This window comes from Algoriphagus vanfongensis DSM 17529, from assembly GCF_000429465.1.
Lineage (GTDB): Bacteria > Bacteroidota > Bacteroidia > Cytophagales > Cyclobacteriaceae > Algoriphagus > Algoriphagus vanfongensis.
Genome location: NZ_AUBX01000016.1, coordinates 41,527 through 56,743, shown reverse-complemented (window position 1 = coordinate 56,743; position 15,217 = coordinate 41,527). Strand labels below are relative to the sequence as shown.

Below are 15,217 nucleotides of genomic sequence, written 5' to 3'. Positions count from 1 at the left end.
ACTTTCCATTTTCCAGTTAAATTCGGCATCGAACGAATCAACAGCTATGAAAAAAACCTTACTCCTTTCCCTTTTACTCTGCTTGGGAATCAGCTTTGCGCAAGCGCAAATCCAGACACCTGAGCAGTTTCTCGGCTACAAACCCGGCGATCGATTCACTCCCCATCACCGCATGGTGGATTATTTTGAGCATGTCGCAGCCAACAACCCCAATGTAAAACTCATCCAATATGGCGAGACGAATGAAAAGCGGCCACTGATCATCGCCATCCTTTCCAGTGCCGAAAACATGGCAAACCTGGAGCAAATCCGTACTGACAACTTGAAAAGAGCCGGCTTGATGGACGGATCACCCAGCACTTCCATTCCTATCAACTGGATGTCTTTCAATGTACATGGCAATGAATCTGTCGGAATGGAAGCAGCTATTTCTTCATTTCACACACTTGCTGACCCCAATAATGCTACTTCTCAGGAATGGCTCAAAAATCAGATCATCATCATCGATCCGGCAATCAACCCAGACGGAAGAGATCGATATGCCAACTGGTACAATCAAAAAATGAATACGACGCTGCAACCGGACCTCCAATCCGTTGAGCACAATGAGCCTTGGCCTGGAGGTAGAGCCAACCATTATCTTTTTGATCTCAACAGAGACTGGGCCTGGCAGGTACAGGTGGAGTCTCAGGCTAGACTCAAGGTCTACCAAGAGTGGATGCCGCAGTTGCACTTGGACTTTCACGAGCAGGGGATCAATAATCCCTTCTACATGGCCCCAGCAGCGGAGCCTCTGCACGAGCAATTGACTGAATGGCAACATGAGTTCCAAGATATTTTTGGTAAAAACACCGCCAAATACTTTGATGAAATGGGTCGTTTTTATTTCACCAAAGAAAGATTTGACTTGCTGTACCCTTCTTATGGAGACACCTACCCCATGTACAATGGTGCGATTGGGATGACTATTGAGCAGGGCGGCGGCGGCCAGGCCGGTATCGGAGGCTTCAATGCCGTCGGAGATACTGTGACTTTGAGCTATCGGATCGAAGGTCACTACACTGCCGCTATGTCTGCTGCAGAAATGACCAGTGCTCACTCTGATAAGTTGCTGGAGGAGTTTGCCAACTACTACGAAGAAAATTCATCCAACCCAAAAGGACAATACAAAAGCTTTGTCATCAAAGGGGAGAGCAACCCTGCCCAGCTGGCTAAACTGCTGGAATTACTGGATAAAAATGGAATTAGATACGGAAAAGCTGGAAGCAAATCAGGACTGAAAGGCTTTGCTTATCAAACAGGCAAATCTGAGTCTTTCTCCACGTCTGAGGAGGATATTGTGATCTCTGCCTACCAGCCTAAATCTGTTTTGGCTCAGGTTTTCTTTGAACCAAACCCTCAACTGAACGACAGCATCACGTATGACATCACCAGCTGGGCTATGCCCTATGCTTATGGCCTAGAAGCTTACGCTTTGGAAAGCCGTATGGATCCGAGCGCCGCTTACGAAAAGCCAGAATTCAGCACCAATACCCCTGGAAAAACACCTGTCGCCTACATAGCCAATTGGCAAGGTACCCGAGCTGCAGCATTTTTGACCAGCCTCTTCAATCAGGGAATCCGAGTGAAATACCCTGAATTCCCATTTACCGTAGAGGGCAAGAGCTTCTCTGCAGGCTCACTCTTAATCACAAAGGGAGACAACAAATACGTCGCTGATTTTGACAAAAAAGTGACAGACACCGCCAATGAATTTGGTATCGAGCTGGCCACTACCATGACTGGCTATATGGAAGAAGGCAAAGACTTTGGCTCGCCCAATATCCGCGAAATCGAAGCTCCAAAAGTCGCCTTGATCGGTGGACAAGGAACGTCCTCTTTGGGATATGGAGAAGTATGGCATTTCTTCGAAAAAGAATTGAACTACCCGCTTTCCAATCTGGAAATGGATAATTTGACGCGCTATGATCTCAGCAAATATGATGTGATCATCCTGCCTTCGATGTGGGGAGGAGGAATGGCCAAGCCAGCCATGGACAAAATGATGGACTGGGTCAAGGCTGGAGGTAAGCTGATCGCCATCGATGGCGCAGTCAATTTATTTGCCAACAAAGAAGGATTTGCATTGAAAACCTTTGATACAGACGATGCCAAGAAAGCTGCTGAAAAGGAATCTGGCGAGATCGCCAAAAGCGAAAGATTGGAGCCTTACCTAGAAAGCGAGAGACTCGCTATCTCGGGGGGAACTGCAGGATCCATCTATCAGGTGGATATGGATATGACGCATCCTTTAGGCTATGGCACTGGAGGCAAATACTATACGCTAAAAAATAACTCAAACCACTACGCCTACATGGACAATGGCGTCAATGCAGGGAAGATCTTGTCCAATGACTCCTACAGAACAGGCTACATTGGTTACAAAATCAAGTCAAAAATGGGAGAATCTCTTGCTATCGGTGCCGAAAGACAAGGTCGGGGAACTATCGTTTACTTTGTGGACAATCCTATTTTCAGAGGTTTCTGGGAATCCGGTAAGCTAGTACTAAGCAACGCCATCTTTATGGTAGGGCAGTAAAATCTCATCCTTTTTAGATCAAGACCGACTTCTGCAATCAGGAGTCGGTTTTTTTATGTCAAGCCTCTAGATTTGTCTTGGACACTTAAAGAAATCTTCATTTTCTGAAGTTCTTTAAACCGGCATTTTTCGATACATTGGAGAAAGATACTTTTCTGTTTTTACCAACTCTCTAACCACTCCAATTCATGACAGATTTCAAAAATTTTCAGGTGCCCTATGAGGTAGCTCCTGAATATTCCAGCAAAACGGCCTATTTCTCAATGGAATTTGCCATCCATCAGCCTCTCAAGATCTACTCAGGAGGATTAGGCTTCCTATCCGGCTCACACCTGAGGAGCGCCTATGAGCTCCGCCAAAACCTAATCGGAATCGGCATCCTTTGGAAATACGGCTACTATGATCAAGGCCGCAATCAGGATCAGACACTCAAGCCCGAATGGTATGAGAAAATTTATAGCTTTCTTATCGACACCGGCCTCAAATTCCAAATTACCGTTCACGATGTCCCCGTTTGGATCAAAGCATACTATCTTGCACCAGAGACATTTGACAGTGCGCCCCTATTTTTGCTCAGTACAGATGTCCCAGAAAACGACTACCTCAGCCAGACGATTACGCACAAGCTGTATGATGCAGATACAGCCGCCAAAATCGCCCAATGTCAGGTGCTCGGTCTGGGAGGTGCCAAACTCTTGGATGAACTCAATTTCAACCCTGATATCTATCATCTCAATGAAGCCCATGGAGTGAGTGCCGTTTTTCATTTGCTTCGCAAATTCGGATCCAAGGAAGAAGTCAAAAAGCGACTGGTTTTCACCACTCATACACCTGAAGAAGCAGGCAATGAAAACCATGACTATTACTTGCTCAATAAAATGAGCTTTTTCAATGGCTATTCTATAGAGGAGGTCAAAAGCCTGACAGGCATGAATGGAGACAATTTCAATCATAGCTTGGCAGCCCTGCGTTTTGCTCGCAAGGCAAACGGAGTCTCTAGACTCCATGGTCAAGTGAGTAGGGAAATGTGGAAAAACCAAGCTGACATCCCCGAAATCACCCACATCACCAATTCCCAAAACTATCAATACTGGGCGGACAAGCAGCTCTACCGACATGAGGAGACAGCAGATCAGGAAGCCTTCGATGACAGGAAAAGATTCTTGAAAAAAAGAGCCTTCGAAATCGTCGCTGATCAGACAGGGCAATTACTTGATCCAGACATTCTCACTATCGTCTGGGCACGACGTTTTGCTGCCTACAAGCGTGCCGAACTCATCACACGGGATTTGAAAAGGTTTGATCAATTGATGAAAAACAAGGAGCGGCCGATCCAGATCATTTGGGCCGGCAAGCCCTACCCGCTAGACTATGGAGCAGTATCGGTATTTAATCAACTGGTACATCTCAGCAAAAACTATCCGAATATGGCTGTCTGTGTAGGGTACGAACTCACTCTTAGCAAGCAACTCAAGCAAGCATCTGACATCTGGCTGAATAATCCCCGTGTACCACGAGAGGCATCAGGCACTTCTGGTATGACTGCGGCGATGAACGGCAGCGTCAACTTTTCCACCTATGATGGTTGGATCTGTGAGTTTGCCCAACATGGTGAAAACAGCTTTATCGTTCCATCTCCCGACTATGCATCCATGAATGTACAAGAGCAAGATGAATATGATCTCAACAAACTGTATGAAATTTTGGAAAATGAAATCTTGCCCACCTACTATGAGGACAAAAATCGCTGGAGACAAATCGTTCAAAAGGGAATGAAAGACGTTGTCGGTTTTTTTGAAAGCAACCGCATGGCCAGAGAATACTATGAGCTGATGTATAAGGAATAGTCCGTTCTTAGACGATCTCTGTCACTTACCATAGCTCTCATCGGAATATTCGATGAGAGCTTTTATTTTAGGCCCAAATTGAACCCTATGAAAAAATCACTTCTACTGGCTTTTCTTCTAAGCAGCCTCACTACCTTGGCACAGGATGTCATGCCTCCACTCATGCCTTGGACGGGCAGCTCAGAAAGCCTGATAGTAGCTAAAGACCATCCTTGGGTGACTCCCGGAGAACTTAGTGACCTCACAGAGTCTCCAACCTATGAAGACACCTACCAATGGATCAAAAAATTAGCAGATTCCAGCCCTTATATTTCACTTAAATCAATTGGAAAAAGCGAGCAGGGAAGACCTATTTGGATGCTTATCGCCTCGAAAAACCAACAAGTCGATTCAGAAAATATCGGAGCGGAAGACAAACCTCTCTTATTTTTTCATGGAGGAATTCACGCCGGTGAAATCGACGGAAAAGATGCTGGCATGATGCTCTTTCGGGACATAGCTCATGGTAGCAAAGGAGCACTTTTGGATCAGGCAAACATTCTTTTCATCCCCATTCTCAACGTAGATGGTCATGAGAGAAGAAGCGCCTTTGGGCGAGTCAATCAGCGAGGTCCCAGAGAAATGGGATGGCGAACCAATGCCCGTAATCTTAATCTCAATCGAGATTACACCAAAATAGAAACTGCCGGGATCGATGCAGTCATCGATGTCCTCACCACCTATCAGCCCGACCTCTACGTAGATGTCCATGTCACAGATGGAGCCGATTATCAATATGATGTCACCTACGGCTATGTCAAAACCGGAGGCTACTCTCCTGCAATCAGCAAGTTTTTGGCAGAAGATCTCCAGCCGGAAATCGATCAAGCCCTAAGTGAGGCAGGACATATTCCTGGGCCTTTGCTTTTCGCAGCAAATGGAGATGACTTCTCAGAAGGAAATGTCGCATTCTCCTTCAGCCCGAGATTTTCTCATACATATGGAGACATTCGCCACATTCCATCCATTTTGATAGAAAACCATTCATTGAAGCCTTTTCGTCAGCGAGTGTTGGGGACTTATGTGTTTCTGGAGCAAGCGATCAAAAGCATCGCTACGCACTATACCACCATCCAAGAAGCGATAGCTGAAGATCAAAATCAAAAAGAGAATAGCCTTCCTGTAAAGTTTGCTTTCCGCGAAAACCCTGCAGACACAATGGACTTCAAGGCCATCGCATCACACAAAGAAAAATCCACCCTCACTGGAGCTGAATATGTCGTCTGGGAGGGGAAAGCCCTTGAGCAAAAAGTCCCCAGTCTTTTGATGGACGTTCCCGTGCAATCTGTACAAATTCCCACCGCATATTGGATATCCTCTGAATGGACCGATCTTATCGAAAAGCTCCAAAAACATGGAGTGGAAATGGAATTTTTGGATGAAATGCAGGAACACGAACTGGACTATTCCAAAGTCACCGAGTACAAAATGGGGACTCAGCCTTACGAGGGACAAATGCGTATCCAATCTTTCGCCACAGAAACTATCACACGCAAACAATCATTTCTCCCAGGCTCCGTACGGATTCCTACCCAGCAAAAGCTGAAAGAATTGATCGTGATATTGCTAGAACCTGAGTCTGTGGACAGCTTTTTCCAATGGGGCTTTTTCAACAGTATTTTCTCCCAAACAGAATACATGGAAACATACATCATGGAGCCTATGATGATCCAGATGCTGGAGCAAAACCCAGCTTTGAAGGCTAGTCTGGAAGCTGAGAAGGCCAAAGATGCTGAATTTGCCAGCAATCCGAGAAGGATCTATCGCTGGTTCTATGAGCAGACTCCTTATTTCGACCAAAACTGGAAAGTCATCCCAGTGGGTCGGGAGTGGTAAAATCAAAAATTGAACCTCCAATAGAAACCAAGACCGCCCTCACTGGGTTATTGGAATTAGTCTGGTAGATCCCCTGATTTATCAGTACCTTCGCCGTTTAAATCTTTCCCGTCAATGATGAGTCAATCCCCTGCTACACAGGAAGAATTTATTGAGATTTTTGGTGCTCGTGAGCACAACTTAAAAAACCTGGACATTCGGATTCCCCGCAACCAACTTGTGGTAGTCACGGGCCTTAGCGGTAGTGGCAAAAGCTCTCTTGCATTTGACACGATTTATTCGGAGGGTCAGAGGAGGTATTTGGAAAGCTTTTCTGCCTATGCGCGATCCTTTTTGGGAGGCATGGAAAGACCTGACGTGGATAAGATCAATGGACTCTCACCAGTCATCGCTATTGAGCAAAAAACCACATCCAAAAATCCCCGCTCCACAGTAGGTACAGTGACGGAAATCTACGATTTCATGCGATTGCTCTTTGCCAGAGCTGGGGAGGCCTATTCTTATGAGACAGGCAAAAAAATGATCCGGCAGACCGAAGATCAGATCATCGAACAGCTTTTTGCGAAATTTGCAGGTAAAAAACTATACCTATTGGCACCGGTCGTCAAAGGTAGAAAAGGGCACTATCGGGAGCTTTTTGAGCAAATCCGAAAAATGGGCTTTTCAAAAGTCCGTGTAGACGGAGTAGTCATGGAGATGGTCCCCAAGATGCAAGTGGACCGTTACAAAATCCATGATATTGAGATTGTGATAGATCGGATCATCGCTGATGAAGAAGATCGATTTAGAATCACTCAATCACTCAAGTCTGCCTTACAGCATGGCAAAGGCGTCATGATGACCCGAGAAGAATCTGGTGAAATCCACCATTTTTCGAAATACCTGATGGATCCAGAGACAGGCTTGTCCTACGACGAACCTGCCCCCAACACCTTTTCTTTCAATAGTCCCTATGGCGCATGCCCCACCTGCAATGGCCTGGGCATCACTGAGGAAATTACCAAAGAAAGCATCATCCCAGACCCGAAATTGAGCATTACGCGGGGAGGCATCGCTCCTCTAGGCGAGTATCGGGATATTTGGATCTTTAAGAAAATAGAAGCCATCCTGAAGCACTACAAGTGCAGCATGAGTACGCCGATCGAAAAGCTTCCTGCCAATGTCATTGACGTGCTCCTTTACGGTGACAAAGTGGAAGTGGCAGTAGACTCAGTCAAGCATCCCGGCACCAAATGGCATACGACATTCGAAGGAATTGTCAATTTTCTCCAAAAATATCAAGAAGGAAGCTCTGAAAAGATTCAAGAGTGGGTGTCAGAATTTACAGTCACCCAGACTTGCCCAGACTGCCACGGCTATCGCCTGAAAAAAGAAGCGCTGCATTTCAAGATAGCAGCGCATCATATCGGTGAGCTGGCAGTGATGGATATCCAAAACCTCGGAGCATGGTTTGAAAATGTAGAAGAGCGACTCAGCGAAAAACAGCAGATCATAGCACAGGAAGTGCTTAAGGAAATCCGCAAAAGAATTGGGTTTCTACTCGATATTGGCTTGGACTACCTGACTCTCAATCGACCGATCCGAACTCTATCAGGAGGAGAAGCCCAGCGAATCAGATTGGCCACGCAGATCGGTACCCAGCTGGTCGGTGTGCTCTACATTCTCGACGAACCGAGCATTGGATTGCATCAGCGGGACAATGTCAAATTAATTCAGGCACTTCAGAGCCTTCGGGACTTGGGCAATTCTGTCTTGGTCGTAGAGCATGACAAAGACATGATGCTGGAATCCGACTTTATCTTGGACATGGGGCCGGGAGCTGGTCGACATGGAGGACATGTGGTGGCATCTGGCTCACCCAAAGAATTTCTCAATCAAGGCGGTGTCACCGCTGATTATCTCAAAGGGAAAATCGGCCTTCCAATTCCTACAGAACGTAAAAAAGGCAAAGGCAATAGCTTGATCCTTCAGGGAGCCACTGGCAATAATCTGAAAAATGTGGATCTGGAGATCCCACTAGGCACTCTTACTTTGATCACCGGGGTATCGGGAAGTGGAAAAAGTACACTTATCCACGAGACATTGTACCCTATCCTTCGGCAGCATTTTTATCATTCTAAGAAGGACCCGATGCCATACAAGAGCTTTACAGGCTTGGACTATCTGGATAAAGTAATCGAGGTGGACCAGTCTCCGATCGGCAGAACCCCAAGATCTAATCCTGCTACTTACACAGGGGTATTCTCTGATATCCGAACTCTTTTCACAGAACTTCCAGAGGCCAAAATCAGAGGATATAAACCGGGAAGATTCTCTTTCAATGTGAAGGGTGGAAGATGTGAGGACTGCGAAGGTGCAGGCATGAAACTGATTGAGATGGATTTTCTTCCAGATGTGCATATCCCATGCGAAACCTGCAAAGGAAAGCGCTACAACCGGGAGACTTTGGAAGTGAGATTCAAGGGAAAATCCATCTCAGATGTACTGGATATGACAGTCGAGCAAGCAGTAGAGTTTTTCCAAAACCAACCTAAAATCCTCAGAAAGATCAAAACTCTACATGACGTAGGATTGGGCTATATCACCTTAGGTCAGCATGCCACGACACTCTCTGGAGGAGAGGCCCAGCGGGTCAAATTGGCCACAGAGCTTTCGAAAAAAGATACAGGAAAAACATTCTACATCTTAGATGAACCTACTACGGGTCTCCATTTTCAGGATATTGCCCTCTTGATGTCTGTTTTGCAAAAACTTGTCGACAAGGGAAATACAGTTCTGATCATCGAACACAACCTGGATGTAATCAAAGTAGCGGACTATGTCGTAGATCTGGGACCTGAGGGAGGCAATAAAGGAGGAAATATTCTGATCAGCGGCACACCGGAGGAAGTTGCGGTACACCCAAAAAGTCACACGGGAAGATTTCTCAAAATGGAATTAAATAGCTGATACAGGGGAAAATCAGTGCTATATTCCTTTTATCACAATCCAAATTTTCCTTTCTCCAGCATTCCTATCTTTGGGGTCCTATGAATCGCATCAGTTTATATTGGCTACTTCAGATCCTCGGCTGGGGAAGTATCGCTATTATACAAATCTCTCTTGCCACGCTCACTGCCGATGAGATCAGCTCAGTGCAGATGTGGGGATTCATTATCATTGCCTTTTGCTATCTCCTCTCGACTCATTTTCTGAGGTATATTTTCAAGCGATACGATTGGTTTAAACTGAGTATTTCTCAGCTTTTGTTTCAGTCCGTATTGGCTATGCTGGCACTTAGTTTTGCCAATATTGTGGCTCAGTTTCTGATCAATGATGCATTGGGAATATTAAATCCCGAGGAAGACTTCAAGGTAGTGGTCATTTTGTCCAATCTTCTGATGGCCTTCCTTTTCTATGCTGTCTGGTTTTTGCTTTACTTTGTTTTCCACTTTCTGGACAATTACAACACCACCTTGAAATATGAAGCTAAAATCAACCAAATCCGCCTCAATCATCTCAAAAGCCAACTGAATCCTCACTTTATCTTTAATGCGCTCAACTCAGTGAGGGCATTGGTAGATGAAGACCCTGATAAAGCCAAAAGTGCTATTACAAGAATATCCAACATCTTGAGGTTTTCCCTGATGATGGACAAAAAGCAAACAATCGAGTTTGAAGACGAACTGAACACGGTCAGGGATTATCTGACTTTAGAATCCATCCGATTTGAGGAAAGACTACAGGTCGAGTACAACATTGAGGATGAAGCCTACAATTACAAAATCCCACCCATGATGCTGCAGACTATAGTAGAAAATGCGATCAAGCATGGGATATCCAATCTGGTCAAAGGAGGCATCATCGAGATCAAGTGCCGGGAAGGTCTGGAAGATGATTTGTATATTCAGGTCAAAAATAGCGGACATCTGGACACACCCCCCAGTCTCAAAGCCAAAGCGGATGGCGGACATGGCCTGAGCAATACCGTCCAGCGACTCAAGTTGATCTATGGAGATCGAGCCAGCTTCCGTATATTCAACTCCGGAAATCAGTTCGTAATCACTGAGATAAAAATCCCGAAACAAAAAGTTACATTCGAATCATAAACCGAAATATAATGCGAGCCATAGTAATTGATGACGAAAGATTGGCCAGAAAAGAGCTGATCACCCTACTCAATCAGCTGGAATCTGTCGAAGTAGTCGGAGAAGCAGTCAATGTAGAAGATGCCAAAGAAAAAATAGATCAGCTGAGCCCAGATGTGATTTTCTTGGACATCCAAATGCCTGAAAAAACCGGTTTCGACCTATTGGAAGAGTTGGACAATGTGCCCCATGTCATCTTTACGACGGCCTATGATGAGTATGCGCTCAAGGCTTTTCAGGTCAATGCTCTTGACTATCTGCTCAAGCCGATAGAGCCAAAAAGATTGGAAGAAGCCATTCAGAAACTTTCTGGTAAAATCGATACCCAAAGCAAACAGGACGATGAACCGGTAAGCAACAACAATAAAAAACTGACCTTGGATGATCAGGTGTTTGTCAAAGACGGAGACAGATGCTGGTTTGTCCGACTTTCCAATGTCCGACTTTTCGAATCAGACGGCAACTACATCAAAGTGTACTTTGACAACTTCAAGCCTATGATCCACAAATCCCTGAATGCCTTGGATGAGAGATTGGACGAAAAATCTTTTTTCAGAGCCAGCCGCAAGCATATTATCAACTTGGGTTGGGTAGAGGCGATCGAACCTTGGTTTAATGGCGGCTTAGTGGTGACACTCAGAGGAGGCGACAGAATCGAGGTAAGTCGCAGACAAGCAGCAAGATTCAAGGAAATGATGAGCCTTTAAATATTTCATAGACAAAAAAAAGCATTTGATTTCCAAAAGAAAATTTTGTAATTAGTGAAAGATTGGGTTTTTGACCCGATTGTCAACCATTCCTATCCACCTAATAGCACTATCTGCCAAACTCATGAAAGAAGAGCGGATTTTGATCGTCGAGGACGATCCAAGTATAGCTGAAAACATCCAGGAGATTCTCGAACTCCTCGGATATGTCAATATTGATATCGCCAACTCGGCCAATCAATGTATCAAAGTCATCAAGAAGTACCGCCCAGATTTGATATTTATGGATATCAAACTCAAAGGGGACAAGGATGGAATCGAACTGGGTGAGATCGTCAAGCAGATGGTCGATGCGCCGCTGGTATTTGTCACTTCTTACTCAGATCCGACTATCATTGAGCGGGCCAAGCGAATCGCTCCTGCGGGATTTATCGTGAAGCCATTCAATACCAATGATATTCATGCCATTGTAGAGATCGTGCTGTACAACAAACGATCCAAGCCAACTACCGAATCTGCTCCAGCGAAGGTCTCCAGCGAAAGTCCTTATTTGGTGACAGATTCTGTCTTTATCAAAGCGGACAATGCCTTCGAAAGAGTCCCTTATGAAGATATCTATTATGTGGAGGCCAATGGCAACATGGTAACTATTTTCACCAAAAACCGGGAATATAGTATCCGAAAATCCATGAAAGAAATAGAGGAGATTCTACCATCTCATCTCTTCCTGAGGGTTCAAAAATCCTATATCCTGTCCCTCGGCCAAATCGAAAGTTTCAACACTAAAGAGATCACACTCAAGCAAGGATCTGTCGTACAGGTAGGTAGGCAGTATTACAATAGCTTTTTGGCCAAGCTCAATACCATTACAGAAAGTTAAACTCATTTTCCCAGCACTAGATTTCAATCCTGCATCTCATCGGTGCAGGATTTTTTTATGCTTGCTCGCACTCGAAAAATGTGAGTGTGTGAACGATTGCACAGAAAGGACGGTTATCCCATTAGAAATTTTTACGATAAACTGGTTTGGAAAGACCCAGAGAGATTTGTGGAAATAATTCCAAACGGAAATTTCTAAACACAATTAAAAACCGATGTACAACCCTTTAAAAATCTGTAAAACAAGCAATTACAAACCCCTTTTTGTGTCTACACATTCATTTTTTCTTAAGGGGAGTTTTTTTTAATTTTGCTTCAGATTTTTATCTAAAACGCAACTGAAAGATACGTTCAAAACATGAGTCTATATACCGAATATTTAGAGCAAATCAGTGAAAGAGAAATGCATGGCCTGCACCCTCTTCCAATTGATAATGCAGAGCTGCTTAGTGAGATCATTGAGCAAATCAAAGATGAGAATCACATTCACAGAAAGGATTCTCTCAACTTCTTCATCTACAATGTCCTCCCTGGCACCACAAGTGCTGCAGGAGTCAAAGCGAAATTTTTGAAGGATATTATTCTCGGCACTGCCAAAATAGAAGAAATCACATCGGCTTTTGCATTCGAGCAACTGTCCCATATGAAAGGTGGACCTTCTATTGAAGTGCTCTTGGATTTGGCCTTGGGAGATGATCAAGCGATCGCTCAGGAAGCTGCCAAGACTCTAAAAACGCAGGTATTTCTCTATGAAGCAGATATGGAGCGCTTGGAGCAAGCCTATACCAAAGGAAGCCCGATCGCTAAAGATATTTTGGAAAGCTACGCCAAAGCTGAGTTTTTCACTCAACTTCCAGAAGTAGAGGAGGAAATTGAAATTGTAACTTTTGTAGCAGGAGTTGGCGATATCTCTACGGATTTGCTTTCTCCGGGTAAAGAAGCCCACTCCAGAGCAGACAGAGAATTGCACGGTCAGTGTATGTTCGAGTTTGACATGGAAAAGCAACATGCTTTGAGAGAGTTGAAAGCGGCGCACCCTGACAAAAGAGTGATGCTTTTGGCTGAGAAAGGCACCATGGGTGTAGGCTCCTCTAGAATGTCCGGGGTCAACAACGTGGCTCTTTGGATCGGGAAGCAAGCAAGCCCATTTGTTCCTTTTATCAACATTGCACCTATCGTAGCTGGTACCAATGGCATTTCACCCATTTTCTTGACGACTGTAGGAGTGACTGGTGGGATTGGCTTGGATTTGAAAAATTGGGTAAAGCAATTTGATGAGAACGGAAATCTGATAGTAGATCAAGACGGCGAGCCAATTTTGAAGGAAGCTTATTCTGTAAAAACAGGAACAGTCCTGACCATCAATACCAAAACCAAGAAACTTTACGATAGCGAAGGCAAGGAATTGATTGATATTTCTTCTGCCCTTACTCCTCAAAAAATGGAGTTTATCAGAGCTCAAGGCTCCTACGCTGTTGTTTTTGGTAAAAAACTTCAAACATTTGCTGCAGAAACTCTAGGAGTAGAGGTACCGCCTGTTTATGCTGCTTCCAAAGAGATCTCTCACAAAGGTCAAGGTCTGACCGCTGTTGAAAAGATCTTCAATAAAAATGCAGTGGGTACTTCCGGAGCCGTATTGCACGCAGGTTCTTATGTGAGAGCTAATGTAAATATTGTCGGTTCCCAAGATACTACTGGTCTGATGACCTCTCAGGAACTGGAATCCATGGCTGCCACGGTGATTTCACCTATCGTTGATGCTGCTTACCAATCTGGCTGTCACACAGCTGCAGTTTGGGATACCAAAGCACAAGCCAATACGCCGAAGTTGATGAAATTCATGAATGAATTTGGTCTGATTACCGGCAGAGATCCTAAAAATGTCTATCATCCACTGACGGATGTAATCCATAAAGTCCTTAATGACATCACAATTGATGATTGGGCGATTATCATTGGAGGTGACTCTCATACCAGAATGTCCAAAGGAGTTGCTTTCGGTGCCGATTCAGGCACTGTGGCTCTTGCCTTGGCTACCGGTGAAGCTTCCATGGCGATTCCTGAGTCTGTTAAAGTTACTTTCAAAGGAAAGATGGCAGACCACATGGATTTCCGTGATGTAGTTCATGCTACTCAGGCTCAGATGCTGAAGCATTTCAAAGGTGAAAACGTATTCCAAGGGCGAGTTATCGAAGTACATATTGGGACGCTACTGGCCGACCAGGCATTTACCTTTACCGACTGGACTGCAGAGATGAAAGCGAAAGCCTCTATCTGTATTTCTCAGCCAGATACCTTGATCCAATCTTTGGAGATTGCCAAAAGCCGAATCAAAATCATGATTGATAAAGGCATGGACAATGAAAAGCAAGTGCTTCAAAGCCTGATCGACAAAGCCAATAAGAGAATTGCCGAGATTCAATCTGGCGAAAAACCTCCTTTGGCTCCAGATGAAAACGCTAAATACTACGCTGAATTTGAGGTAGACTTGAGCATCATTGACGCTCCAATGATCGCTGATCCCGATGTAAACAATGAGGACGTTTCCAAGCGCTATACGCACGACACTATCCGTGAACTTTCCTACTACGGTGGTGATAAAGCAATTGACCTAGGCTTTGTGGGATCTTGTATGGTTCACAAGGGAGATATCAAGATCGTAGCGAAAATGCTCAAAAATCTGGAGGAGATTCATGGAGAAGTGGAATTCAAAGCTCCTCTTGTGGTAGCAGCTCCTACCTATAATATCATCGAAGAGCTCAAGGAAGAAGGTGATTGGGAAATCTTGCAAAAGTATTCCGGATTTGAATTTGACGATGCAGCTCCTAAGACGGTCGCAAGAACTCAATACGAAAACATCCTTTATCTAGAGCGTCCAGGCTGTAACCTTTGTATGGGTAACCAGGAAAAAGCGGAAAAAGGAGACACTGTCATGGCTACTTCCACCCGTCTATTCCAAGGTCGAGTAGTAGCTGATTCTGATCGCAAAAAAGGAGAATCTCTCTTGGCTTCTACTCCGGTAGTGGTGCTATCTGCCATCCTTGGCCGTACTCCTACGGTAGAAGAATACAAGAGCGCTGTGAAAGGAATCAAGCTGACACAGTTTGCACCTCCAATCGGAAATATGACCACCAAAGCGGGTCATTTACTTTCCTACTAAGGTTTGGTAAATTCATAGAATCGTAAGCCAATCAGGCTGAAATA

8 protein-coding genes are annotated in these 15,217 nt (G+C 44.7%); all 8 read left to right on the top strand.

The window, feature by feature from the left end; all coding sequences use genetic code 11:
* Positions 1-46 precede the first annotated feature (46 nt).
* Entirely contained in the window at positions 47-2,578 is a 2,532-nt protein-coding gene (locus tag G460_RS0115630) for a M14 family metallopeptidase (protein ID WP_026956245.1), read from the top strand.
* A gap of 188 nt (positions 2,579-2,766) precedes the next feature.
* Positions 2,767-4,425, top strand: a complete 1,659-nt coding sequence (glgP, locus tag G460_RS0115625; protein WP_026956244.1) for an alpha-glucan family phosphorylase — start codon at positions 2,767-2,769, stop codon at positions 4,423-4,425.
* An 87-nt stretch (positions 4,426-4,512) separates the two neighbouring features.
* A complete protein-coding gene (locus G460_RS21975) occupies positions 4,513-6,300 on the top strand; it encodes a M14 family metallopeptidase (protein WP_051316074.1) in 1,788 nt (595 codons plus the stop codon).
* Positions 6,301-6,417: 117 nt separating this feature from the next.
* A complete protein-coding gene (uvrA, locus tag G460_RS0115615) occupies positions 6,418-9,249 on the top strand; it encodes an excinuclease ABC subunit UvrA (RefSeq protein WP_026956243.1) in 2,832 nt (943 codons plus the stop codon).
* A gap of 80 nt (positions 9,250-9,329) precedes the next feature.
* The gene (locus G460_RS0115610) at positions 9,330-10,388 is read left to right on the top strand and encodes a sensor histidine kinase (RefSeq protein WP_026956242.1); all 1,059 of its coding nucleotides are present in this window, start codon (positions 9,330-9,332) and stop codon (positions 10,386-10,388) included.
* Positions 10,389-10,399: 11 nt separating this feature from the next.
* Positions 10,400-11,134, top strand: coding sequence for a LytR/AlgR family response regulator transcription factor (locus G460_RS0115605; RefSeq protein WP_026956241.1), 735 nt, complete (start codon positions 10,400-10,402; stop codon positions 11,132-11,134).
* 124 nt (positions 11,135-11,258) lie between these two features.
* Positions 11,259-12,014, top strand: coding sequence for a LytR/AlgR family response regulator transcription factor (locus G460_RS0115600; RefSeq protein ID WP_026956240.1), 756 nt, complete (start codon positions 11,259-11,261; stop codon positions 12,012-12,014).
* Positions 12,015-12,371: 357 nt separating this feature from the next.
* The gene (locus G460_RS0115595; RefSeq protein ID WP_026956239.1) at positions 12,372-15,173 is read left to right on the top strand and encodes a bifunctional aconitate hydratase 2/2-methylisocitrate dehydratase; all 2,802 of its coding nucleotides are present in this window, start codon (positions 12,372-12,374) and stop codon (positions 15,171-15,173) included.
* The last annotated feature ends 44 nt before the right edge of the window (positions 15,174-15,217 follow it).